This window comes from Oribacterium sp. FC2011, from assembly GCF_000701645.1.
Taxonomy (GTDB): Bacteria; Bacillota; Clostridia; order Lachnospirales; family Lachnospiraceae; genus Oribacterium.
In genome coordinates, this window is the sequence record NZ_JNJM01000021.1 from 1 (window position 1) to 25,554 (window position 25,554).

Sequence of the window (25,554 nt, forward strand, 5' to 3'; positions counted from 1 at the left end):
AATTAATCAATATTTTTAGATGATTTTTATCCCCATATTGAATCTTCCTGTCCAAAACCTGTTGATATTCCACTTCCGTTCAGATAATAGTTGATATTTTCTGTTGTTGCATCAACATAATTAATACTAATCAAATTTGTGCCATACAGCTCATATTGTTCTATTTGACGATTTGATAATTCATCATTGGGATCATCTGTAATATAGCCCCCAAACCAACCACCGACAGCATTGAAACCTGAATTTTTATCAAAGCTATAAACATCATCAGTTGCTTTACCTCGAGTTCTTCCGGTACCAATGTATTTTCTGTCAAGGTCCACGGAATCTATGTACGATAGTCCATATTCAGATAAATATTCGTAATTGATGTTGAATGATTTTAAACCGTTTTCAGAATAACACAGAAGCACATTACAACATGATCCATACTCTATTTCGCTATGCGTTAAAGACATAATTGATATTTCCAAAATCCCATCATTATCTATATCAACAAGTGAAAATTTTTCTGCCTTAAGTCCGGCACTATTCCATGTATTATTTTCTATTGCTGAACGATATGTTGCAATTGCGGCTGAATTCATGGCTTGAATATCACTTATATTATTAGTTCCATTATCTCCCTGATACCATGTTTGCCAATTGTCTCCGCCGGATCCCACCTGGCCTGCAAGTGCAGTAATTGAAGCCATATAGGTTAAAAACATAGTCGCTGCAAATAATCTTGGTATTTTCATTTCATCCTCCTGATAAACATTGCTTGTTTTCTTTGTATGAACTCATATTACTATCACCATCTATATAATGGTTTATAATCTGATATAACGCATTAATTTCTGATGAATGGTAACCGATGGTTAATGCAAACTATTTGTACAAAACAATAATAATTCCAACTAACCACATTTAATAAGCTTTAAACGAATCTGCATAGCCCGGCATACCGAATGTATGTTCAAACACATCTTCTTCAGTTGCACCAGACAGTTCACCATTTTCATTTACAGCACAAAAGAAAAACCCTGGTTTTTCCGGGAACGGTCCCAAGTTAACAAGTTTTCCCTTTCTAATATTATAATATTCGATCTTACCTCGAAATGAAGCTGTACCTTCTCCATCATATAGACCGTCTATTAATTGAAAAGTCGCAGACTCTGTCCTTCCGCTATTAGATCTATTAAAATATTCTGCACTGCCATATGGCACATCTTCTTTCCAACTACATTTCACATAAGTTTCATTTTTATTACTAATTGACACTAACAATCCCGAACCTTCACGTAAACCGTTTTTAAAACTTCCCCGAAATACGTAGTAAGCTTTATCTACTTTATACAGACCAAAGCCCTCACCGTTTTCATTGGAAATATACTTACCTCCAAACATATCTGTTATAGCTTTTAATTTTTCAACATTATCCTCAGATGAAATGTTAAAGGCTTCAGCTGAAACATCCAGTTCCTCGATAAGCTTTTCTGCATCCTTTATGTCACTGATAGCTTGAGATCTTTCTATAAGTTTGTCATCTCCAAGAATTGCATATCCGTCTTCCAGTATCTTGGCAGCATGATCACTATCGCCTTCTTTTAATGCCAGATCCGACCATGCAACATAAAGTTCCGCAAGGATTCCCCTTACACTCTGATTGATTTCCTCAAGGGATTTATCATTAACTGTGGTGCCGGTTCCATCGCCGATTAAATTAATGACTATTCCATAGTTTTCTGTGGCACTTGTATAAAGCGTATCGGCGGCACTATAATCTCCGGCATTCTTTGCCTCTCCATAGTAAGCGTCACCAAGTCCCAGATACCCATCAGTATTCTTTGGGTCTATTTCGATTACTTTATTAAAAGCAAGAATCGCCTGCTCATAATCAAGTTCCGCCAAAAATTTGTTTCCTAGTTCCAATTGCTTTTGTATTTTCTGTGCGTTTGATACACAGGCGCATAAACATACAAGTACCAATAAATTAATTAATATTTTGGATAATAATTTATTCATATTGTTATATTTTTTTTCCTCCAATTCCGGTTGTTATTCCGCTTCCACTCAGATAATAATTAATATTTTCTGTTGTTGCTTCAACATAATTTAAATAATACAAATTTTGGCCATACTGTTCATATTTAGCTATATTATAGTTGGATATTTCATCATTGGGATCATCATTAATATATGTATTACACCATGCGTCAATTTCATTAGTACCCGAACATTTATCGAAGCTATAAACATGACAATAATCTTTAATTCGTATTGATCTGGTAGCAATGTATTTTCTGTCAATGTCAACAGAATCTATACATATGTTATTGTAGTGATCATCGAATGAATTGAAATCCTCTGATTTTAATCTGTTTTCAGAATAATAAAGCAAAGCGTTACAACAAGAACTCATTCCGCTACTAAGAGCTGAAGTATCTGTATATACTGATATTTCCATAATCCCATCACCATCTATATCAATAAGTGCAAATTCATCTGCCTTAATCCCACCACTATTCCATGTATTATTTTCTATTGCTGAACGATAGGATTCAATTGCAGCCATTTTCATAGCTTCAATATCGCTTATTTTCTTTCCGTCCTTACCAACTTTCTTCCCATCCGGTGTTACGGTATCAACGAGCATCGCTCCATCTGCCCCAACATAGAAGGTGTTATCAATCCACTGGTTTTTAAGCATTGCTCCATTTTCATCAAAGAAATATCTCTTCCCGTTTATATCCTGCCAACCGATGACCATAATGCCGTCAGTTCTGAGATAATAGGTATTTCCATTGTCTTCCCGGAAACCGGTGAGCATAACGCCTCTACCGTCAAACAGATACCATTTCTCTTTAAGCTTTAACCAGCCTGTAACAGACACGCCGTTTTCATCATAGTAATGTCTTCCGTCAGCCTCATCTAGCCACTCATTGAAATGATACTTACTCTCATCAAGGTTTATCACGTAGGTGGCAGTTTTGTGTTCACCCTCGTATCCGGTTTTGCTTACCGCATAGTACTCGATGGTATATTTTCCGTTTTTTCCGAGTTCAATGGGGGATGAATATTTACTTTCATTATCACTTCCGGAAACCTTGTAGAAAATCTCGCCACCTTCCGATGAAGACATGGAAAGAGTCACAGGATCGGTATAGGTTCCAGAGCCCTCGGACAAAGTGACCTCCGGATATACATCTACAAGAACATCAGATATCTTCTGGTTTTCCGGCATCAGAGTCACGGCATCCTGAAGAAATTCTACCTCTTTATCAATATCTCCATTTTTCTCATATGTATCTGCAAGAAGAATGTAGATATCTTCATTCTTCGGATCTATCTCTAACATCTTCTGCAAGGTCAGGATCGCTTCGTCATAGTTTTCTTCAGCAATATACTTATGTGCGGTCTTAAGCATTCGCCTGATGCGCTGCGCAGGAAGGTTGAAATATACCAGTATCCCGACAAGCGCTGCCAGAAGGATTCCAGTCAATGCAAAAATAATTATAAATGGACTTGATTTCTTTTCCATACGCCCCCTAACGATTTCTATAATACGTACACTTCAAATATAATATATCTTACTATAAATAAAAACGCCAAAAATCTTATAGATCCTTAGCGTTTTTTGACCATACTGCTCATATTGAACTTTTTTACGATTATATACTTGGTGTCTTTCTGATAGGATTGTATCTGTATCGCATATTAGAGTTTACGGTCTTCTTATAATTGCGCATATGTCACATCCGCTATGAGTTGGTTCCTGTCCAGTTAATCCACTTGCTGCAAGTAATACTACCAAATCATATCCTGTGTCACCAATCTTCCAACGCCAGACTCCTTTTTCGATTCGTTCAGGATCATCTCCCAATAATTCACAATTACTATTAAAACTTTTTCCAAGTGGTGCCGGCAGTTTTCTCATATCCCCATTACCTTGATAAATCGTGCCTACAGGATATCCTTTTTCTTTTTCTGCCAACCAGTAGAGCTTATGATGATCTATCTCTGCACATAACAACGGATATTCTTCGTTCAATCCATAATATGAAGCCAGAAATTTGCTAGCATCAAAGACATGCCGATCTTCTTTAGTGATGCTATAAGAAGAGTTAAAAAAATAAATGATAGCAGATTCATCATGGTTATTTAAGTATTTGGAGTAAAGCGGTACTGACACTTCATCTGATCCCATTTTTATCATTCCGGTCTGCAACAATTCTTCAATTTCTTTGAGCTGTCTTTCTTTATCTTCGTTAGTTACAATCTCAAGCGCAGACTGGTCTGAAGAAATGACAGATGGCATGAGCATATCGTGTGCCGGCCAGTAGTCATTCTTCGCATATGTCTCTATGTCCTTAAATTCATACTCAAAGAAATTGCCATTATAATATATTTCACAGAAGCCAAGTTCATCATCTATCGTCTCAGCTCCAATGTGTCTATCAATGTCACAATACTTTGAATCCAGAGATCCATTAAACCCCATATCCTGTTGTCTTTGTGATTCATTTCTCTTGAAATCCTCTGATAATGGCCAGAAATGATACTTTGAGACACCTTCTACAAAGAGCTTAGGACGATATTCTTCCTTTGCGTGAACATCGGTGTAATCATGAGTAATTGTCCACCCGTTATCAACAAGTTTCCGCAGCAATGGATCAATTTCTTCAGGCGGAATATTATTAGATAAATCCACACCCATCATTCCCTCAATGGAAAGATTCCTCATTTGTGTAACTCTTCCCTCCAACATAGGAATCGTCTCCCCTGTCAAATTCCAGATAGTCCCTTCCAGTAGTACGCCTGATTCAGGTAATCTTGTATCAAATGTCCTGGAGGTATAAGGTTCCATTACTGAATCTCTGGTATAGTACGGAAGCTGGATATGTTCAGCGTCTGTCAGTTCCTTCAGATCTCCATAGGTCATCTTCGTTATATCAAAGTATTTTCCATTAATCCGGATAGTATTTCCGCCTGGATCCTTTACGCTGTTTTTCTTGTCTTTCCTGCTTTTATTCTCTTTTGACGATTTCTCTTCCGATATGGCAGTATCCTTCTTCCCACGTACCGTGTCATCTTCTGCCTTTCCGCAGCCTCCCATAAGGCAGGCACTTATTGCTAGTCCTATAACTATCTTTACTAACTGCGTTGTCTTCTTCATTATGGTTTTGTCCTCCTGTTATGATTTCAGACGTTTTCTTCTTTATGTAGACATATTATCATTTGTTTCAATAATTAAGATTATAATCTGACATAAAGTAAGCGTCAAATAGAAGGTGCAGTTGCAAAGTTCATTGTGGGAATACTTTTGACACCCACATCATAATATAATATGGAACGGAATTTATGCCGATAAACAATTATACTATTGAACAATAACAGCATATTTGATGATACAGGTATAAGGAACGGTGCAAAGTTAATAAGGAGAAAAGAAATGGGTTTTAGTCAGGCTCGAAAAAAACAGCTAATTACATTTTTGATGTCCACATGTATCCTCATGGTTTCAATGTTCACCCTCAGTGCTGCTGCGGAAGAGTCCGCCGGTTTCAGCAGTCTCTCTGACTTTAAAGGCAAACAGATCTCAATGCTTACAGGAACATCCTTCGATGTTTATATGGAAAAAAATGAGATATTAAAAGGGGATGTGGATATCCTTATGCAAAACAGTACTGTGGACTCGATTTCCTCAGTAATCTCAGGAAAGAGCGACGCCGTCATCATGGATCTGCCCATAGCTGAAATAGCGGTGGCAGAGCACGAAGAACTTGCCATCTTTCCGGAGTGCATTCAGGATGATGCTTATGGATTTGCATTCCCAAAAGGAAGTCCACTGGTTTCGCCTTTTAATAAAGCACTGAAAAAGCTCATGGACGATGGTCTCGAAAAAAAGATGGCTGAGAAGTGGATGGGTAATGATGAAGCACTTAAGGTTATCAACCCTCCGGATTGGGAAGGTTCAAAGGGGACTCTCAGATACTGGGCAAATACCGGTGCTCCACCCATGTGCTACCTGGGTTCCGACGGCACACCTGTAGGTTATGCAGTTGATATAGTAATGCAGGTTGCCCGGGAGATGGACTATAAGGTTGAAATAACAGAATGCGCCTTCAGCGGACTTATCCCATCGGTTCAGAGCGGAAAGGCAGATCTTGCGGGAGCAAGTATGTCTATCACCGAAGAGCGCCGTGAAAAGGTGGATTTCTCGGATCCTTTTTACAGGGGCGGATCCTTTTTGGTTGTAAGAAAAGACAGACTTGCTTTATCCGATAAAGCCGGAACAGCGGAAACTAATGAAGAAACCGGCAATCTCATTGCTTCAATAAGAAACAGTTTTTACAAAACCTTCATTCAGGAAAACAGAGGAAATGTATTCCTAAAAGGGTTTCTGAATACCATGATCATTACCATAGCGTCAATGTTTTTGGGCTGTGTGTTTGGATTTTCATTATTCTTCCTCTGCCGAAAAACCGGGAAAACAGTGTTCAGTATAGTACAGACAGTGACCGGTGTCATAGTCGGAATTCCTGCTGTAGTACTTCTGATGGTGCTGTTCTATGTCATTTTCGGTAAACATGATATCTCGGGAATCATTGTTTCCATCATGGCATTCACCCTTACCTTTGGGACTTCGGTGTTCAGTATGCTTCAGGTAGGAACCGGAGCGATAGACATTGGCCAGACTGAAGGCTCTTATGCTTTGGGATTTTCAGATAATGAGACCCTCTTCAGAGTCATTCTGCCCCAGGCGCTTATGCATATTCTTCCTATCTTTAAAGGTGAAGCGGTATCCCTTCTGAAGTCAACCGCCATTGTCGGTTACATCGCTGTTCAGGATCTGACAAGGGCCGGTGATATGATAAGAAGCCGTACTTTTGACGCCTTCTTTTCACTCATATCTGTTGCAGTCATATATTACGTGGTCGGCAGACTTATGGGAATGCTTATCGGTAAGTTACAGAAAAGCCTGGACCCGAAAAGGAGAAATATCGACAGAATTCTTATGGGAGTGAAAAGAGTTTGACCCCGATAAAGACCTGTGAAGATACCGTTTATACTTCACAGGCCTTTTTTCAATCTTCTTTTAAGCTGTCAGATATTTGTTTTTCATTATCCTTATTTCTTCATCAGACAGGGCCAGCCCATCAAGTATATATCTGCTTATGTCCCCATACTTCTCATTAACTGCCTGATAAAAACTATCTATATAATCTCTCAGTGCCCCAAACAATATCCGAATAGATTCGACAGAAAAAAGATTGGTAATAAGAAATAGTCATGGTAGAATTAAGTTTCTTATACAAACCATGGAAAGGGAAAATGTCAAATGATTTTGGATGTGTTGAATAAGATAGATGATGTGATGTATTACCCTGTACTTATCATCGTACTGTCACTTACGGGTTTATATTTCACAGTTTTAACAAAGGGAGTTCAGATAAGATTATTACCGGAAGCTTTGCGGCTTCTTCTGGAACCGCCTGAAGACAAAAAGAATGTTTCCTCACTGCAGGCAATGCTTGTTTCTACCGCTTCAAGAGTCGGAACCGGAAACATCGTAGGTGTATCCACAGCCATATGTCTCGGTGGTCCCGGAGCCTGTTTCTGGATGTGGCTTCTATGTATAATCGGTGCTGCTTCCGCTTTTGTGGAAAGCACCTTGGCCCAAATTTATAAGAGAGAAAAGCAGAACGGCGATTCCTACGGAGGTCCGGCTTACTACATCGAAAAGGCTCTTCATGCTCCAAAGCTTGCAGCTTTATTCTGCGTTTTTCTGATTGCTACATATGCTTTCGGCTTTAACCTTTTGTGTTCCTATAACCTTCAGTCAAGTTTCGCTGCATACTCATTTTATGATCCGGCTGTTACACCGGGCATGATCGGTTTTGTTCTTGCCCTATTAACCGCTTACTGTCTCTTAGGCGGAGGACAGAGGATAATTAAGTTCACAAGCTTTATCGTACCGATCATGGGAATCTCATATGTAGTCATCTCACTTATAGTGATTTTTTGTAACTTGAAATCCATCCCTGCCATGTTCGTTATGATATTTAAGGATGCCTTTGATTTTAAGTCAATATTTGGAGGCATTTCCGGATCCTGCATGATATACGGCATCAAACGTGGTCTATATTCCAATGAGGCCGGAGTAGGCTCTGCGCCCAATGCTTCCGCCGCAGCTAATGTGTCCCACCCGGTAAAACAGGGACTTGTTCAGACATTTTCAGTTTATATAGACACACTTATTCTTTGTACTGCAACAGCGCTTATGTGTCTTTCAAGCGGAGTAGAAAGAAACGAAGCAGTATCAGGTGCGCTTTATGTACAGAATGCGATATCAACGGTTTTCGGAAAGATGGGCCCTTTATTCATTACCATTGCAATGATTCTTTTTGCATTTACAACCATCCTGGGAAATCTGTTTTACGTTGATAATGCCCTTATATTCCTTAATCACAAGAAGCCGCTTTCAAAAACCTTTATGAAAGTATTTCACTTGTTCTGTGCCGTAATCGTACTTGCAGGCGCAACCATTCCCATGAGCACGGCCTGGGCACTTGCGGATATAACCATGGGCTGCATGACCCTTATAAACCTTCCTGCCTGCTTTAAGCTCAGAAAAATCGCATTAGCCACCTTAAAGGATTACGAAACCCAGAAAGCCAAAGGGCTCAATCCTGTATTTAAGGCTGAAGCTGCAGGCATCTCACTTGATGAACTTTGTTTTTGGAAATAAAAAGCAGCTTTCATACCACAGACAAGCCTTTGGGTTTTCGCCGCTATGTTATAACCACTATTTAAGCAAATCATGTTTTTTCAATGACCATATCCGACAGAGCATAAGGCAATATCTCTGTCGGATCAGATGTCGGACTGATCCATGCTTCTATCTTATCTTTGGGAAGCATTACCGGCATACGGTCATGTATCCGTGATAACTCTGCGGTTGGTTCCTTTGTAAGGATTACAAATACCGGATATCCATCTTCGATTCGATACAGCCCGCAAAGCCAGGTCACGGTACAACCTTTTGGCTGGATGGCATATTGATCTCCGGTTTTTTCTTTTCCGTCAGGACTTTTGAAATGCTGCCACTCAAAGTAATAGGAAGCCGGAATGATGCATCGGTGTGATTTCCAGGCCTCTCTGAAGGTAGGCTTTATACCTGCAGTTTCAACCCTTGCATTAAACAGTGTTCTTTTATTGTCTCTCGCCAAAAATCCCCATTGCATGGGGAATACTGTTTTCATCCCTTTTGCATTCGGGGCGATGACCGGAACGATATCGGTAGGTCGTACCACCCCGTCGGTAATGATCGGACGGGCATGAGTATCTATGAACTTACTCGCGAGAACAGATCTTGATACCGCATAGGTTATTTCTTTTAATTCCGGTAGTTCCTTTTCCAGTGCATATCTTGTACACATATTTTTCCTCTATCTATTTTTTTCTAATACGTCGATGCTGTTTTTTTTTACCTTTATATCTGAAAAACAGATACGAATTCGTTTGGATGCCCTACATATGTCGCCCCGACAAGCTTCTAAGGTGTTTCCTCCAAAGGTGAAGTTTCGTTATTGAATACCTCCGAAACTTTAGCTTCCGTCTTGAATAGCTCCTCATTGAAGCCTTTCAAAGCGTCAAAAGGACTGAATATTTTAGCTCTCCTTGAAAGATCCATTGCCGGATGCCTGATTGAAAAGCTGTCATATTTATCATGAACAGGTTTTCCTTTCTCTAAAACGCTTCTGTATTTAAATGAAGGAGGGAAATTTGAATCGCCGGTAATACTCATATCTGGTCTCCATTCCGCCGTCATGTTGTGGCACAAATAGTGATAAAAAAGTATTTTTCACATTTGTTCCTCAGGTCTGAAAACAAACCAAAGTTCACTTATGCTCTGTGGCCTCCGATCTGTTCATTCCTCATCTTTGTGGTTGCACCTTCCAAAAAATTAATTCCTTTCAACATTGCATTGGCTCCATATCTTGTCCGCACCTCCAGAAGCGCTGCGTGTAGTTGTCTTTCTCTATTCAGAGCATCGTAGTCTGTAAAGAGATCCATTTGATAAACTCCGTTATCCGATTTCACATCACAGGCGCATATTCCAAGCCTCCTTAAAAGTATCCTGTGGTCACTTTTTTTATCTACATCCTTCATGATCCCTTCGATAACGATATTGGCGGTATTGGTGGCTGATTTAAATCTTACGGTTCCGGTTGAATGGGCGGGATGAAGTCTCCCGTACCAGTCAATGGCAAGTCTTCCGTCATAGCTTGGAAAATATTCAAGACTCTTATAATCATAACTGATCCACCACGTAAACCTTGAAGAGACAAGTTTTTTCTTATACATATCACAGCATAAGATATCTATCATTTCCTTGAAAACTATACAGGCTTCATCATATTTGTAGGGTCTCGGAAGAACCTGACCATTGGAAAGAGAATGATTGTCACTTTTATAGTGTTTAATATCATACATGGTCACAGGTTCTACACCCCAGGCGTGATCTATGAGTATCTCAGCATCTATTCCGAAAACCTTATAAAACCACTCTTCATCACACTGTGAACGTTCGGCAATGTCTCCCATGGTGTACATGTGATTTTTTTCGAGCCTTGCTGCTTTACCACGACCTATCTGCCAGAAATCTGTAAGAGGTTTATGTTCCCAAAGGAGATACCTGTAGCTATCTTCCGTAAGTGCAGCGATGCGTACTCCGTCTTTATCTGCGGGAGCTTTCTTGGCAACGATATCCATAGCGATTTTTGCAAGATATAAATTGGTACCTATTCCCACTGTGGCTGTGATTCCGGTATTCTTAAGAACATCCCTTATCATAGTCATAGCCATAACATGTGCCGGGTGTTGTCCGGACTTTGTGGCATCCGTTTCGTAGAAGTGAAGATATGGCGTACAATCGATGAAGCATTCATCGATACTGTAAATGTGAATATCCTCAGAAGATGCATACTTTAGGAATATCCCATAGATTTTTGCTGAGGTTTTTTCGTACTCGGCCATACGTGGTGTTGCAGTAATATAAAGTACCTTTGTATGATACGTCTGCTCATATTTTCTGATGGCCCGCTTTGCCTCAAAAAGCCTCGGTCTGCTCGGAACACCTATAGCTTTCAGGGCAGGAGATACTGCAAGACAGATAGTCTGATCCGATCTTGTGGCATCCGCTACCAACAGCTTTGCTTTCAGAGGATCCAGTCCTCTGGCGACACATTCCACTGATGCATAAAAGCTTTTCATATCTATGGCGATGTAAACACTCATCGCTCCGCAAGCTTTCCGAAAATCCTGAAGGTACTGAATTCATCTATCTTTATGGGTTTATACTTTGCATTCAGAGATACAAGGAATGTCCCAAGCTTATTGGACACGTACTTTTTTATGTAGGTCATATCATCGAAAAAGAAAAGACCTATATCACCGGATTCGAGATTTTCCCTCTGCTCAATCCAGACAAGTTCTCCGTCGTGAAACCTGGGTTCCATACTGTCACCGGCGATATAAACGCCAAAATCAGCTTTATCAGGAACCGGTTCCCTTATCTCCATCACTTCAAAATTTTCTTCATCAAGGAAGTTTCCGGTACCGGCAGATGCACGTGTAAGCGCAACCTTCATATACCGGACAGGCATAGGGATAACTCCCTCCGGCAGTTTTTTATAATCACCGGACTTTTCTAAAAGATCAATATAATCAAGAACCTTCTGTATACCTTCTTCATTAAGCTCTATAAAAGGATCTAAAGGATTCTCCCCAATAAATTCCGTATATATATCGTATATTTCAAGGATCTTACACAGTACCAAAAGCGCCTCTGCATTGGGTGTACTGTTTCCTTTCTCCCATGCACTGATACCGGCATTCTTAATGGCGATATCATATTCGCCAAGAAGTTTAGCCAGCTCCTTCTGGGACAGTTTCTTTCTTCTTCGGTTACGTGCTATTACCTCACCTATATTTCTCATGTATAACCTCTTTCAGCGTGCGAAGCCCCGGGATACTCATCAATGTATATGCATTGTACCATACGTATGTTCTTAATTCAACGCTTTATTGATTTTTAGCAACAAAGAAGAGTATTTTCTATGCTGCATAGATTTTACCTGATTGTTGATCAACCGGTATTTTTTGCCCAAAAAAAGGGTCAGACCCAAAATGTCTGACCCTGACGGCTAAAGTAATCTTATCTTATATTCACTATACTTGCTCCAAACGGGCAAAGGCTCAGCCTTGCTATCTTAAAGAACTGAAGACCAAATGGGATTCCAATGATGGTGACGCACAGAAAACAGCCAATCAGAAAATTTCCCAAAGCAAGTTCAAGGCCTGATAAAAAGAACCAAAGAACATTTAGAAGAAACGAACCTGCTCCTCCACCATTTACTATTTCTTTACCAAAAGGACAAAGTGATAATGTTGAAAGCTTGAAGCATTGCATCCCCACCGGTATTCCTATGATAGTAATACACCAAAGAAGTCCTGCCAACCACCAGCCGATGGCGCTCAAAAGGCCTCCACATATAAGCCATATAAGATTTCCAAGAAAAGTCATGATGATATCCTCCCGTACAACATTGAGTTTTTAAACCTTATACCATGAATCTCTGATTCTCCGTGCACTGAGATGACTGTAGCAACGGATCTTTACTTCATTCCCATTATTACATATCCCTCATCATTTCTCTATTACCATTTTTTGCGTCATGACGCAATTTAGAGTTATCTCCTTCCCTGAACCTTGCCACGTTTCCTGAAATCTACATTGATTTCTTCATGCCAGTCACTTTCATCGAGACATTCACCTGCCTTTGCAGCACTGGGGGCCATCATTACCGAGCATACAGCCTTGGAAATACCGGAAAAGACATTAGCGGTACCAAGTTCATCACATACGTAATTTACTGCTCGCTCCTTACGGATGCCAAACTTTTGTGCTTCCGCATAGGCATCTATATTGGCACCGATGAAAATAAATTCCCAACCATACTTCTCCTGCTGATGTTTCACCATTTTTTCAACTTCCTCCCTTGAATACCGGGAGCTTGCATTCTCCATTCCGTCAGTGGTGATAACAACGATAGTATTATCAGGTCTGTCTTCAGGTCTTATATATTTGTGAACATTACCGATATGGTGGATCGCACCGCCTACTGCATCAAGAAGAGCCGTGCATCCTCTGACATAATACTGCTTGTCTGTCATCTTCTCTATCTTTTCAATCGGAACTCTGTCATGTATCACTTCACTCAGGTCATCGAAAAGAACTGTGGAGACCAATGCCTTCTCCCCTGTCTTCTTCTGCTTTTCCATCATGGCATTGAACCCGCCGATTGTATCTGCCTCAAGACCTCCCATAGATCCGCTTCTGTCCAAAATGTAAACTATCTCTGTATAACCTTTACTCATTCTGCTACCTCCTGCATATCTCTGTATATTATTTCTGCCCCTCTGCAGCGAGGCATTTCTTATCTGTTGTCTTAATGATACATTTTTGCAAATAAAAAAAGGTAAACTCGCGGTTTACCTTTAAAAAAAACGGCTGGATCAATTTCAGCTTCTGTGCATCCGATCTGTTGAGCAGCGTGCTCTACAGTATCTATTGTCTCCGGGTGTTCCGTAAGTCTGTCGCCAAATCCCTTTATTTCAAGAAATTCCTTTACTTTTGAATTTATCATCGGTATTTCCTCCAATATTTTTCTATCAATATAGTAACAGACAAAAACAGAAAAGCCGTAATCCTTTATAAAAAAAAGCAAAAACTAAAAGAAAAGGAATCATTGATTTCTCAACGATTCCTTAACTAAGTAACGAGCGCGAGACGGGGATCGAACCCGCGATCTTCGCCTTGGCAAGGCGACGTAGTACCACTCTACTACTCGCGCATTATTAATGTCCGTTCAACTTTCATTTCTGTGAAGAACGAAACACTATACAAAAGATGATCAGTTTCAGTGTGAATGTTATCGCTGTCTTTATCATCTTGGATGCCCAGAACCGGAATCGAACCAGTGACACGAGGATTTTCAGTCCTCTGCTCTACCAACTGAGCTATCTGGGCAGCTAAGCGGGTGATGGGAATCGAACCCACATGTTCAGCTTGGAAGGCTGACATTCTACCATTGAACTACACCCGCAATTGCTTTTCGCAATCACCTTATCGGTGACGCGAGTGTTATGATACAAAACTTAAGCGGCATTGTCAACAAAAAGTTGCTTTTTATTTTTAGAATATTTCAAAATTATTTTTTATTTGTTTTAACCGGTCAAACCGTCTTATATTCATCGGATTTCAAGTATCCGGACTACTTTATTTTCCGGTTTTCCCCCGTGCTGTAATCGATTTCTATTCCGGGCTGAACATTGTAGCAGTACACACAAAAGCATATGCCCTTCCCGCCGTCTTCTACGGATAATGCCTCCATCAGCACTCCGTCAGCAAGCAGATTGTCTCCCGCGAACATGGGTGTAACTCTATATAGAACATGATTATCGGTCTCGTCAATATATTCCACAACCATTTCTTCAAAGGGACGCATACCATCATAGTTCATGTATCTTGTGCCGGTAATGAGATTTCTCTCATTGTCATTCTCCGCAGTCAGTGAATAAGCAATCAAATGACTTCTGTTATAAAGATATGGCGGATCCGAATCCACTATCCCCGGATATTTCCTCTGTACCCATCCTGTAGGCTTTATATGGGATATATCGCCGCGCTTCTTTCTGGGCATCAGCTCACGGCAGGCATTGGCATAGGCCACACCGCAACGCCCCAGGGAATCAAAATCACTGTAGGTTTCAAAAGCCTCTGTGGTCATATCATCCGCTGTAAAAAAGGGAACATTATCATTTATGACCGCATAGGTTTCTCCGGAATATTCCGGTATCTCATAGACAGATTCAGTCTTAACTGTTTCCGGTTTAACTGTCTCGGGCTTAACATTTCCCGGATGGGATTGCAAAAATGTGGTATATATAACCGCAATGGCTATCACCAGCCAGGTGATAAAACTTGTCTTCCCTGATTTTTTTATGTATTTATCGTTTCTGTATTTATTCTTTCTATTGTCGTTATACGCCATAACACCACATCTGATTTAAACAAATCCTAAGGCAAGTCCCAGAAGCCTGACTATGAAAGCCACCACCCATGCAACGAAGCATTGGAAAAAAACTGTAATAATTGCTGCTCTTCCTCCGGACTCCTGTTTTACAGACGCAATAGCCGCAACACATGGAGTATAAAGAAGACAAAAAACAAGAAATACAAAGGCTGTCAGGCCGCTTAATTCCGCCCTTAGTCCGGAAGTTCCACCATAAAGCACAGTAAGCATGGAGACCACACTCTCCTTCGCAAGGAAACCTGAGATGAGGGATGTCACTATCTTCCAGTTTCCGAACCCGAGCGGCGCGAATAATGGCGCGATGCCTCCGGCAAGTACCGCAAGTATGCTCTTTTCGGAATCCGTTACAAGGTTAAATCCGAGATCAAAATTCTTTAAAAACCATACAGCGATGGTTCCGAGAAAGATAACCGTAAAGGCTCTCTGAAGGAAATCCTTTGCCTTATCCCACATAAGCATTACAACATTTTTAAGTCCCGGAAGTCTGTAGTTGGGAAGCTCCATAACAAAAGGAACCGCTTCTCCGGAAAACAATGTTTTCTTTCCGATCAGAGCCACAACTATAGACATGACTATACCGATAAGATAAAGAGCTATAGTCACGACAGCCGCATATTTCGGAAAAAATGCCGCCGCAAAGAAAGCATAGATTGGCATCTTTGCACTGCAGCTCATAAAAGGTATCAGAAGTCTCGTCATCTTTCGGTCTCTGTCGGAGGGCAGGGTTCTCGCAGCCATGATGGCAGGAACACTGCAGCCGAAGCCTATCAGCATCGGGACGATACTTCTGCCGGATAGTCCCAGTTTTCGCAAAAGCTTATCCATAAAGAACGCGACTCTCGCCATATAGCCGCTGTCTTCAAGCATAGACAAAAAGAAGTAAAGCACCACAATGATAGGAAGAAAGCTAAGCACCGAGCCTACACCCTCAAATATAGCGTCAATAACAAGCGAATGAATAGGGGCGGAGACATTGGCAGAAGTCAGAGCTGAATCCACTATCTCTGTAATGTTTCCTATAAGCACCTCCAGAATTCCCTGGAAGAAGGCTCCTATCACGTTAAAAGTCAGGAAAAAGACCAGACCCATTATAATTATGAATGCCGGTATGGCAGTCCACTTTCCGGTAAAAAATTCATCCAGCTTCCGGCTTCTGGTGTGTTCCTTACTTTCATGAGGTTTGACCACCGTCTGCCTGCAGATTCTGTAAATGAAAGTGAAACGCATGTCTGCAATGGCTGCTGCCCTGTCGAGACCACGTTCCTCTTCCATCTGTGAAACGATATTTTCAAGAGCTGCTGCATCATGTTCATGCAGCCCCAGAGCATCCTTAACCAGCTTGTCTCCCTCTATCATCTTGCTTGCAGCAAAACGGATCGGTATCTCTGCTTTTTCCGAATGATCCTCTATCATGCTCATAACGGCATGAATGGCACGATGCACGGCACCGCCATGATCATCCTTCCCGCAGAAGTCCTTCCTGCCGGGTTTTTCATTATATCTCGCTATATGTACAGAATGCTCTATGAGCTCTTTAATGCCCTGATTTTTCGCTGCGGAAATGGGTATGACCGGCACCTGCATAAGCTGCTCCAGAAGGTTGACATTAACCGTACCTCCGTTACCCGCCACCTCATCCATCATATTGAGGGCGATGACCATAGGTATATCCAGTTCCATAAGCTGCATGGTCAGGTACATGTTCCGCTCAATGTTTGTGGCATCAACGATATTGATGATGGCTGAAGGCTTTTCCTCCAGAACAAACTGCCTGGAGACCACTTCCTCACTTGTATAGGGCGAAAGAGAATATATTCCGGGAAGGTCCACGACTTCCGTGTCGGGATACCCCTTTATGGGGCCGCTCTTTCTGTCTACTGTAACTCCGGGAAAATTGCCCACGTGCTGATTTGCTCCCGTGAGCTGGTTAAACAATGTCGTCTTTCCGCAGTTCTGATTACCTACAAGTGCAAATGTAAGCTTTCCGGTTCTTGCCTCTTTCTTCTTATGTTCAACATAGTATTCAGGTTTATCAGCTTCTTCGCCGAGAGACGGGTGCGGGATATCCTTATATGAATCCGGCTTCCCATCCGGTTCCGGACTTCCTCCGCTTCTCACATCTCTGATTTCTATCTTATCCGCGTCCGAAAGTCTTATTGTCAGTTCATAGCCGGCTATCCTAAGCTCCATGGGATCTCCCATGGGTGCAAACTTTATAAGTGTCACATCCACTCCCGGTATAAGTCCCATGTCAAGAAAATGCTGACGTAAGGCACCTTCTCCACCTATGCTTTCGATAGTGGCTGTTTTTCCTTTTTCCAATTCTTTTAAAGTCAAGCTGAATTCCTCCTGAAAATCGATAAGCATATTATTGCACTAAACACGTAAGAAAGTCGAGATGGTATTACGGAGATTCTCTAAAAGCAAAAAAGGGATCCGCCGGTTAAACGTTTCCCTTTGCAGGTTAATCGGATATTTTCTTTTCTATCTCCCTGAGATCCAGGTTTCCAAACAACTTACTGCAGAGTTCATCATATTCTTTCCAGGCGTCGCTGTCTGAAAAGTCCTTTGCCAGAATATCCCTCAGGGTCTGGTAGTACCACCCCTGAAATACCGGATCAGACTGATTGAAACGATCCCAGAAAGAGTCACGGTCACTTTCATAATCCCTGACGGAGGCACGTATATTGGAAAGCTTGTCTCCGAGACAAATAAGCTTCGTCTCATATTCCGCCTGTTCGATGTGATCGATGGTTTCCTTCTTCCTTATGACCCAGGTACTCTCACGGGGCTGATCATTTCTTTTGTTCTCAGTTTCATTTTGAACCAGGTCCGCAACTCTTTTCCCGTAACGGATTTTTATATCCTCATAGCCATAATCCGTATCCTCTATTACATCATGAAGCAGTGCCGCTATGATAACATCCTCATCCTCTGTGATAGAAGCTACGATCATAGAACACTCGATTGGGTGAATGATATAAGGCACATCCGAACCTTTCCGCATTTGTTTTCTGTGAGCATGGGATGCAAACTGTAATGCATCCTGATATCGTTTTCCGGAAAAGATATGATCCATAATGATTTCTCCTAAATGGCTACCCGGCCACACTCAAGCTTTCTGCTTCACTAAGCGTCTCTTCATTACTTTTATCGTCATTATAACCGAATCTGACTTCAGCGGTTTGATCATCCTTTAGTTCTCCGGGATCGTAGATGATCGCTCTGACCCTGTGAAGATTTGATGCATCCCCTGCACGATCTATTTCAATGACATTGCCTCTGTGTCCCACTTCATCGGCAGTCACAGTCACCTGTTCCCCGAGAAAAATATCATAAATCATATGCTCTTTCACTGAGAACTCTATATATTTTATATCGGTTTCAGTAATCTCGCAAAGTATTGATCCACCGGAAATATCTTCTTTTTGTTTAAGATTAAGATTGACGATAACCCCATCAGCCGGAGCTGTAATAAAACTGTTAACTACAGCTATATCATATTTTATCTTTGCCGTATCTGAGTTCTTTATAATCTCCGAAAGCTCCTCCGTCCGGCGATTCAATTCTTCCGCCTGTTGCTTATAAACTTCCGGCTCCACTTCTCCCTTATTGTACAAAGGAGTGATCCTCTTAAGTTCATCAGCTGCCTCAAGGGCTTTTTCTTTAGCCGGTTCGATCAGTCCGACAGCTTCATCCCAGGCTTTCTTTAACTTCTTAGCCTCATCTCTGTTATCGATAAGGAGTATGGGCTCACCTCTTTTTACTTCATCTCCTGACTTTACATAAAGTCCATATACCCTGCCATTAACCCGGGATATGAAGTCAAAACTATCCATGGTTCCGATGGTTCCATTATAGGTATCCTCCTGAACCTCTGCCGCTGCCACCGTTTCAATATCTTCAGCAAACCTGCTATGGGCAGCAATGGCTATTTCTTTGGCATTTAAACCTTTTTTATACACAATAAAAGAACAAAGGCATATCACTATCAAAATGATCCAAAGCCCTTTTATGACCTTGTCTTTCATCTTCATAATGTGAACCCCTCCTGCCAACGATAAACTTGTGTCATTTCCTTACCTATAAGGATACAATATAACTCCTCTCAATTCAAAATGAATGGTTAAAACAATGACTATTCCTGTCTCAATGAAGCTGCACACTGCTGTCCTGCAAAACGGAAGTGATGTGGTTCTCGGATTTAAGCATTGACATCATAAAATCCATCTGTTCCTGATTGCTGACGCTGTCGCAGGAAAATGCATACTTATCAAAGTTCTGATAATCATACATCAGCCTGAGATCATATTTCGAGGACAGACCTCCTAGCTCGGCGGGATCCAGTTTTTCATCCACCGAAACTATAACCACATTCGTGAATGTATCCGCGGAGGTATTGGCATAGGTATTGGAATAAGTATTGGTATAGGTATCCGCAGAGGCAGCTCCAATGGTTGGACCAAATTCAGGCGCAGTAGTCTCTGAATAATCACCGAGTGTTGGGTAATTGACGGTAGGCTCTGTCTCTTCCTCATAGGTCTCTTCTTCGTATGTCTCTTCCTGTGTCTCTTCTACTGTTTCTGTCACTACAACAACAGGATTGTTTATGTTCGTATTCCTGTTATTATTTCTAGGCCTGTTTCCACCCTCTGTCTCATCTTCATCATCTGTTTCTCTTTGTTTTTCTGTCTTTCCGGTTTTTTTGTTTTCATCGGTTCCGGCAGTGATGGCTCCCTGGCCTTCATCTGTTTCCCTCGATACAACATTACCCTCGGCGTCAGTTTCCGTCAGCAGAACATTTCCATCAGCATCAGTTTCTTTCAATATGATATTGCCATCGGCATCAGTTTCCTGGGAAATAATGCTGCCATCGGAAGCGGTGCTCTCATCCGTTTTACTGCTTTCTTCTGTTTCAGGCACAGCTTCAGGCAATACACCTGTTATTCCCTGACGCACTATCGCCCACTTATCCTTCATTTGGTCATCATAGGAAATCTCTTTTCCTATTTCCAGATCTCCGGCATCCTCAAGCATTCCGCTTATTGAGAAAAAATCATTGAGAATGGTATCTGTATAGTAATCGATTCCTCCCCAGGTCTTCAGAAAATCTTTCTGGTCATCCGCACTTAATGAGTCATAAAACTCCTGGACAACAGGAGTAACGATGTTCAATGAATAATCGCCGTCTCTTGTTAATTTAAGAAGCTGAACCGATTGGTGTAAAGTTTTAAGAGAAGCTCCCGAAGCACCTTCTATACCGAGACATCGTTCAAGTCTCTTTCTGAGAGCATTTTTAAGCGCCTCTTCCCCTATCAGCGCTTCATTTTCTTCTTCATCTGCAGCCTCAGTCTCGACTTTTGCAATGACTTCCTTCTGCTTTTTTGATGAGGTTTTAGTTTTTTTGTTCGAGCCGCAGGCGCTGAGCAAAATCATAGAAAATATGAGAACTATGAATACTGATTTTTTAATCTTCATAATGCATCCCCCGGAAAAACTTTTCGATGTCTGAAACATGATCAGGCAGTCGACCGGACATAAATCCGTATATCACTTACTTCGGCTAAAAAAACAGCATTAATAAATAAAATCAAGCGTGGCAGGCGGAATTCTTTCCACCTGCCACGCAGTAAAGTTGTTTAAAATGTTTAAACCGGAAATCTTTTGTTACTTTATCGCTTGAAAATGCTCTTTGGTGAGAGAAATAACCTTTGGAGACATTATCAGAATCGCAATAAGGTTTGGTACCGCCATAAGTCCGTTGGTGGTGTCTGCAATCTCCCATACAAGGCTAAGCTGAACTGTGGAGCCCACAACTATGAATATAACATAAATTGCCTGGTATACGATGATGGCCTTTGTACCGAATAAGAACTCAAGGCATCTTGAACCGTAAAGGCTCCAGGAGAGTAAGGTTGAAAATGCAAAAAGAGTGATGCAGGAGGCAATAATGATAGATGCCCATTTATCACCAAATGTTGTACTGAAGGCCATGATGGTCAGATCTGTACCGGCGGACTTACCGTAAAAGTTGTCTGCACATCCGGAGATAAGGATGGCAACCGCTGTAAGTGTACAGATAACAATGGTGTCCATGAATACTTCAAATATACCGTAAATAGCCTGATGAACCGGATGGTCAACGTCGGAAGCCGCATGTGCTATAGCCGCTGTACCGAGACCTGCCTCGTTGGAGAAAATGCCTCGTCCGAAGCCTGCCTTTGCTGCCTGCTGGATAGTAACCCCCAGGAGACCTCCGCTTATAGCTGATGGAGAAAATGCGCCTGTAACTATCTTTGAAAAAACTTCACCCAGACTTCCGATATGAGTGATAACAACGATTACGGAAACGATGATGTAAACCAAAGCCATGATGGGAACAAGCTTTTCAGTAACATTACCTATTCTCTTCATACCACCGAAGAGAACCAGAACTGTAAGGATCGCTCCGGTTATTCCGATGATCATGTAGATCCTCTGCAGGTTATCACCTGAGATTTCAGGATCAAAGGACTTGAATACAGATCCTATGGAAGTTGCGATGGTATTGATCTGAGTCATATTACCGATTCCCAGGGAAGCTATGGCTCCGAAAGCGGAGAACAGGATGCCTAACCACTTCCACTTTTCTCCGAGACCGTTCTTTATATAATACATAGGACCGCCTACATAATCTCCTGCTTCGTTCTTCTCACGATAATGAACAGAAAGAACTATCTCGGCATATTTTGTACACATTCCGAAAATCGCTGCTACCCACATCCAGAATATAGCTCCGGGACCGCCCATGGCTATGGCGCCCGCAACACCTGCGATATTTCCGGTACCCACCGTTCCCGCAAGAGCCGTTGTCAGAGCCTGGATGGGAGTAAGTGTACCACTCTCACTGGACCTCTTTTCAAAAAGTCTTCCGAGAGTGTTTTTCATTACATATCCAAATTTTGTAAACTGAATGAATCCCAGTCTGACCGTGAAATATATTCCGGTACCTACCAAAAGGATAAGGGTTGGCACTCCCCAGACTATACTATTTAGCTCACTTGAAATTTTACTTATAAGTTCCACTTTCACACACCTCTGCTTTAAAGTACTAAGGCATAAGTTTACCATAATTTGAGGCATAAACCTAGTGTCTGTACAAATCTTATTAAATAACGGATTTTTAGCTATATTTAGTTCGAATTTTTGGTATAATAAGAATATATTTTTTATTAGTGTATGTTTAGTGGAATATTCTGCCGAACAACGATCGTGATATGTGAGAATTTTTCAAAAAGGAGGTTACTGATGAAGTTAAAAAAGACATTGATGACACTTGGGCTGACAGGATTACTCGTGATCATGTTCAGTCTGACTTCTTTAGCCCGCACCGGAGATTGGATACAGGGTGATTACGGATGGTGGTACGGATTTTCGGACGGATCCTATCTGGCAAACGGAATGTATGAAATTGACGATGAGTTGTACGCATTTGACAGTCATGGATGGATGAAATCCAATGAATGGTACAATAACGGTTGGAACTGGTATTACCTCACAAACAGCGGTGCCGCAGCTAAAAATCAATGGGTAGGAGACTACTACCTTGGTTCCGACGGCACAATGCTCACCAGCACCTGGACACCGGATGGATATTATGTTGATGAAAATGGAGAATACGATCCTTCTAAGGGTAAGCAGGGCAATTACAATGATTCCGGCGAGTATTACACCATCGACGGAAACTGGGACAACAGGGATCAGTCGGGATACAGCAAAGATAAAAGAGTAGATCTTTGGGTTGAAGTTGACCCGGGTGATGCTTATATAGGTTCCATGGATTTTGGTCTGTACATGAGTTCCGGAACACCATACAGTCTCTATGATTCTGCTAATCCTAATGGTGATTCACTTAAGATCGGTTCCGCCGACGGTTATAAATGGGGCTGCAGAAGTACCATCTCCGATAAATGGTATGATATGACCTATAACGGAAAAGATACTATAACGCTTGAATGGAGAACCTCAGGTTGGACTTCCTCAGGAAAGCTCATATTTAAGAGACGCTCCGGCGGAAGACTCCTTTACACAGGTAATGGCACCGGAGCTGTAGGTTGATGGGTAGAAACATACCTGAATTATAATCTGCGCATATTACAGCAATACATGAGACTTCCAAATCCGCCGGGAACGGTTCCGTCCCCGGCGGATTTTCGTTAAAACTATGAAAGGCATCTAATCTGATTTTAGATTAGATGCCTCTTTTTTCACATTTTTCAGGAATCGTATGAAGTCGATCCCACTACTATATTTATTTTGTGGTTTCCCTTTTAATCAGTTCCACTCCCAGGATACAGGCCTCATCATAGGGCTTTCCTTCCGCGTAATTACAGATTATATCTACTGCCAGCTCTCCCATTTTTCCAATGGGCTGCCTTATGGTTGTAAGCTCCGGTGTCATCAGGGAACTGAACCTGATGTCGTCAAAGCCTACAAGCTTTACATCCTTAGGAACCTTTATCTTATGATTCTTCAGAACCTTATATGTAGATATAGCCACTATATCATTGGCGGCGAATATTCCGTCCGCCTCGGGATACTTTTCCAGAAGAAACTCTGCTGATTTCAAACCTGCTTCGAAGGTATAAGCTGTATCGATATACATCTCCTCCAGCTTATATTTCCTGCATACATCCTGATAGCCCTTGAAACGCAGCCTGCCACTGGCGTATTCCTGCGGTCCCCGGAGACACACAATCTTACGGCAGCCACATTCATATAAATGCTCCGTTGCCAGAACACCACCGGTATAATGATCGGATTCAATGTAGGCGATCTCGCCTCCATCTGTCATATGACGATCCACAACCACCACCGGAAGATCTGTTTCTTTTATCATCTTTCCGGTATGCTCTCCGTTTGTGATAAGGATGATGCCATCCGCTTTCATGCGACTCAGCATCCTGATATTGCTTAGCTCTTTGTCGCTGTTGTTACCTGAGCTGCAAAGCACAATTTGATAACCGCGTTTAAATGCTTCTTCCTCTATCTTTCGGGCAAGCTCACTGAAGAAAGGGTTATCGATGTTGGGAACTATAAGTCCCACAAGCCGTGAGGAATTCTTGAACAGGGCCCTGGCCAGCTGGTTTGGCTGAAAACCTGTTTTTTCAATAGCTTCCAGAACCCGGTTCTTTTTATCATCATCAACATTTGCAGTTCCATTCATTACCCTGGAAACTGTGGCAGGAGAAACTCCTGCCAGCTTTGCAACCTCACGTATCGTAGCCATCTTGTCCTTCTCCGTTTGTCTTCATGTGCGTGTCAAAAGCTGACACCGAATCATTTTGTGCTACTCTCTCCACGATTCTATCACATTTTTATGCGTTTTCCTTAGTAACAAGCATAACTTCTACAGGCATTGACTTCTCAACTGTCTCACCGTTCATAAGCTTCTGAGCTGTCTCAACAGCTGTTGCACCCATAAGGTCAGGCTTCTGAGCAACTGTGCAAGCCATTGTTCCTTCCTTAACTGCTGCGATAGCATCATCTGTAGCATCGAAACCTGCAATTACGATATCCTTGCCGCTGACAGCCTCAACTGCACCGAGAGCCATCTCGTCATTGTGAGCGAATACAGCCTGAACATCAGCATTAGCCTGAAGAATGTTCTCCATAACTGACATACCCTCAGCTCTGTTGAAGTTTGCTGTCTGGCTCGCTACAACGTCAAGCTTCTCATCAGCTACCTTGTGGAAACCCTCACCTCTGTCGATAGTAGCAGAAGCACCGTTTACACCCTGAAGCTCAGCAACCTTTGCGCCTTCACCAACGAGCTCTACGATATAGTCAGCTGCCATCTGAGCACCTGCTACGTTATCTGATGCGATAGAACAATCAACGTCAACGCCATTTACCATTCTGTCTACTGCAACAACCTTGATATCCTTTGCGATAGCATCCTCAACTGAAGGTGCAACTGCATCAGAATCAACAGGGTTAACGATAAGAACTGAAATATTCTTTGAGATAAGATCCTCGATATCACTTGCCTGCTTAGCAGAATCATCACCTGCATCAACAACGATAAGCTCCATTCCAAGCTCGTCAGCCTTAGCCTGAGCACCTTCCTGTAAGGTTACGAAGAAAGGATTGTTAAGGGTTGAAAGTGATAAACCTATTGTGCCAGAACCTTCTGCTGTTGCCTCTGCCTTTGCAGCTTCTGTCTCTGTCTTTGCGGCCTCAGTTCCGGCCTCTGCCTTTGCAGCCTCTGTTGTAGCCTCTGCCTTCTTCTCTCCGTCAACTGATACTGCAGAACCGCAGCCTACAACTGACATTGCCATAATACCCGCTACTGCTACTGTGAATAAATTTTTAAGCTTCATTTTTTTCTCCTCCGTTATTGCTTAAATGTTTACTTTATTCTCAATTC

Annotated in this window: 23 protein-coding genes and 3 tRNA genes; 3 read left to right on the plus strand and 23 right to left on the minus strand. The window is 41.8% G+C overall.

The features are described 5' to 3' along the window. Positions 1-26: 26 nt before the first annotated feature. From T357_RS0114375 to T357_RS0114390, 4 genes are all read right to left on the minus strand, one after another. A complete protein-coding gene (locus T357_RS0114375) occupies positions 27-740 on the minus strand; it encodes a hypothetical protein (RefSeq protein ID WP_031554088.1) in 714 nt (237 codons plus the stop codon). Positions 741-909: 169 nt separating this feature from the next. Then, the gene (locus T357_RS0114380) at positions 910-2,007 is read right to left on the minus strand and encodes a tetratricopeptide repeat protein (protein WP_155991468.1); all 1,098 of its coding nucleotides are present in this window, start codon (positions 2,005-2,007) and stop codon (positions 910-912) included. Between the two features lie 4 nt (positions 2,008-2,011). Next, on the minus strand, positions 2,012-3,523 hold the full coding sequence (locus T357_RS20480; RefSeq protein WP_031554092.1) for a tetratricopeptide repeat protein: 1,512 nt from the start codon (positions 3,521-3,523) through the stop codon (positions 2,012-2,014). Between the two features lie 183 nt (positions 3,524-3,706). Then, positions 3,707-5,158 carry a hypothetical protein gene (locus tag T357_RS0114390; RefSeq protein ID WP_031554094.1) on the minus strand — a complete coding sequence of 484 codons (1,452 nt, stop codon included), beginning with the start codon at positions 5,156-5,158 and terminating at the stop codon, positions 3,707-3,709. A 276-nt stretch (positions 5,159-5,434) separates the two neighbouring features. Between T357_RS0114390 and T357_RS0114395 the strand changes: the two genes are divergently transcribed. Then, positions 5,435-7,021, plus strand: coding sequence for a transporter substrate-binding domain-containing protein (locus tag T357_RS0114395; protein ID WP_031554098.1), 1,587 nt, complete (start codon positions 5,435-5,437; stop codon positions 7,019-7,021). A 60-nt stretch (positions 7,022-7,081) separates the two neighbouring features. On the opposite strand, the gene T357_RS22360 is transcribed toward T357_RS0114395, so the two are convergent. Further along, positions 7,082-7,228, minus strand: coding sequence for a tyrosine-protein phosphatase (locus T357_RS22360; protein WP_197027356.1), 147 nt, complete (start codon positions 7,226-7,228; stop codon positions 7,082-7,084). 96 nt (positions 7,229-7,324) lie between these two features. Between T357_RS22360 and T357_RS0114400 the strand changes: the two genes are divergently transcribed. Further along, entirely contained in the window at positions 7,325-8,734 is a 1,410-nt protein-coding gene (locus tag T357_RS0114400) for an alanine/glycine:cation symporter family protein (protein ID WP_031554101.1), read from the plus strand. A gap of 70 nt (positions 8,735-8,804) precedes the next feature. Here the strand turns inward: T357_RS0114400 and T357_RS0114405 are convergent, their stop codons facing one another. From T357_RS0114405 to T357_RS0114480, 16 genes are all read right to left on the minus strand, one after another. Continuing rightward, positions 8,805-9,425 (minus strand): SOS response-associated peptidase, encoded by a 621-nt coding sequence (locus T357_RS0114405; protein ID WP_044917077.1) that lies wholly within the window; start codon positions 9,423-9,425, stop codon positions 8,805-8,807. A gap of 116 nt (positions 9,426-9,541) precedes the next feature. Beyond that, the gene (locus T357_RS0114410) at positions 9,542-9,793 is read right to left on the minus strand and encodes a hypothetical protein (protein ID WP_031554107.1); all 252 of its coding nucleotides are present in this window, start codon (positions 9,791-9,793) and stop codon (positions 9,542-9,544) included. Positions 9,794-9,891: 98 nt separating this feature from the next. Beyond that, positions 9,892-11,286 carry a Y-family DNA polymerase gene (locus T357_RS0114415; protein ID WP_031554109.1) on the minus strand — a complete coding sequence of 465 codons (1,395 nt, stop codon included), beginning with the start codon at positions 11,284-11,286 and terminating at the stop codon, positions 9,892-9,894. Continuing rightward, the gene (locus T357_RS0114420; RefSeq protein ID WP_031554112.1) at positions 11,283-11,987 is read right to left on the minus strand and encodes an XRE family transcriptional regulator; all 705 of its coding nucleotides are present in this window, start codon (positions 11,985-11,987) and stop codon (positions 11,283-11,285) included. Before T357_RS0114420 ends, T357_RS0114415 begins: the two co-directional genes overlap by 4 nt. Positions 11,988-12,205: 218 nt before the next feature. Next, positions 12,206-12,574 carry a YccF domain-containing protein gene (locus T357_RS0114425; RefSeq protein ID WP_031554115.1) on the minus strand — a complete coding sequence of 123 codons (369 nt, stop codon included), beginning with the start codon at positions 12,572-12,574 and terminating at the stop codon, positions 12,206-12,208. A 167-nt stretch (positions 12,575-12,741) separates the two neighbouring features. After that, positions 12,742-13,428, minus strand: a complete 687-nt coding sequence (locus T357_RS0114430; protein ID WP_031554118.1) for a vWA domain-containing protein — start codon at positions 13,426-13,428, stop codon at positions 12,742-12,744. Between the two features lie 71 nt (positions 13,429-13,499). Further along, a complete protein-coding gene (locus T357_RS0114435; RefSeq protein ID WP_031554120.1) occupies positions 13,500-13,697 on the minus strand; it encodes a YbaK/EbsC family protein in 198 nt (65 codons plus the stop codon). 135 nt (positions 13,698-13,832) lie between these two features. Further along, positions 13,833-13,904 (minus strand) — tRNA-Gly (locus T357_RS0114440). 103 nt (positions 13,905-14,007) lie between these two features. Further along, positions 14,008-14,080 (minus strand) — tRNA-Phe (locus T357_RS0114445). 5 nt (positions 14,081-14,085) lie between these two features. Next, a tRNA-Gly gene (locus T357_RS0114450) sits at positions 14,086-14,156 on the minus strand. 168 nt (positions 14,157-14,324) lie between these two features. Further along, the gene (locus T357_RS0114455; protein WP_049962459.1) at positions 14,325-15,104 is read right to left on the minus strand and encodes a DNA/RNA non-specific endonuclease; all 780 of its coding nucleotides are present in this window, start codon (positions 15,102-15,104) and stop codon (positions 14,325-14,327) included. 15 nt (positions 15,105-15,119) lie between these two features. Further along, positions 15,120-17,483, minus strand: coding sequence for a ferrous iron transport protein B (feoB, locus tag T357_RS0114460; RefSeq protein ID WP_031554125.1), 2,364 nt, complete (start codon positions 17,481-17,483; stop codon positions 15,120-15,122). Between the two features lie 127 nt (positions 17,484-17,610). Continuing rightward, entirely contained in the window at positions 17,611-18,225 is a 615-nt protein-coding gene (locus T357_RS0114465) for an HD domain-containing protein (RefSeq protein ID WP_031554128.1), read from the minus strand. A gap of 19 nt (positions 18,226-18,244) precedes the next feature. Continuing rightward, positions 18,245-19,183, minus strand: a complete 939-nt coding sequence (locus T357_RS0114470) for an efflux RND transporter periplasmic adaptor subunit (RefSeq protein ID WP_031554131.1) — start codon at positions 19,181-19,183, stop codon at positions 18,245-18,247. 112 nt (positions 19,184-19,295) lie between these two features. After that, entirely contained in the window at positions 19,296-20,624 is a 1,329-nt protein-coding gene (locus T357_RS0114475; protein ID WP_031554134.1) for a hypothetical protein, read from the minus strand. A gap of 189 nt (positions 20,625-20,813) precedes the next feature. Beyond that, positions 20,814-22,256 carry an alanine/glycine:cation symporter family protein gene (locus T357_RS0114480; protein WP_044917080.1) on the minus strand — a complete coding sequence of 481 codons (1,443 nt, stop codon included), beginning with the start codon at positions 22,254-22,256 and terminating at the stop codon, positions 20,814-20,816. Positions 22,257-22,433: 177 nt separating this feature from the next. On the opposite strand from T357_RS0114480, the gene T357_RS0114485 reads away from it, so the two are divergent. Beyond that, on the plus strand, positions 22,434-23,243 hold the full coding sequence (locus T357_RS0114485) for a PspC-like choline-binding domain-containing protein (protein WP_031554139.1): 810 nt from the start codon (positions 22,434-22,436) through the stop codon (positions 23,241-23,243). A 193-nt stretch (positions 23,244-23,436) separates the two neighbouring features. Here T357_RS0114485 and T357_RS0114490 read toward each other — a convergent pair whose 3' ends face one another. After that, positions 23,437-24,414 carry a LacI family DNA-binding transcriptional regulator gene (locus T357_RS0114490; RefSeq protein WP_031554142.1) on the minus strand — a complete coding sequence of 326 codons (978 nt, stop codon included), beginning with the start codon at positions 24,412-24,414 and terminating at the stop codon, positions 23,437-23,439. An 88-nt stretch (positions 24,415-24,502) separates the two neighbouring features. Beyond that, the gene (locus T357_RS0114495) at positions 24,503-25,507 is read right to left on the minus strand and encodes a D-ribose ABC transporter substrate-binding protein (RefSeq protein ID WP_031554145.1); all 1,005 of its coding nucleotides are present in this window, start codon (positions 25,505-25,507) and stop codon (positions 24,503-24,505) included. Positions 25,508-25,554 lie beyond the last annotated feature (47 nt).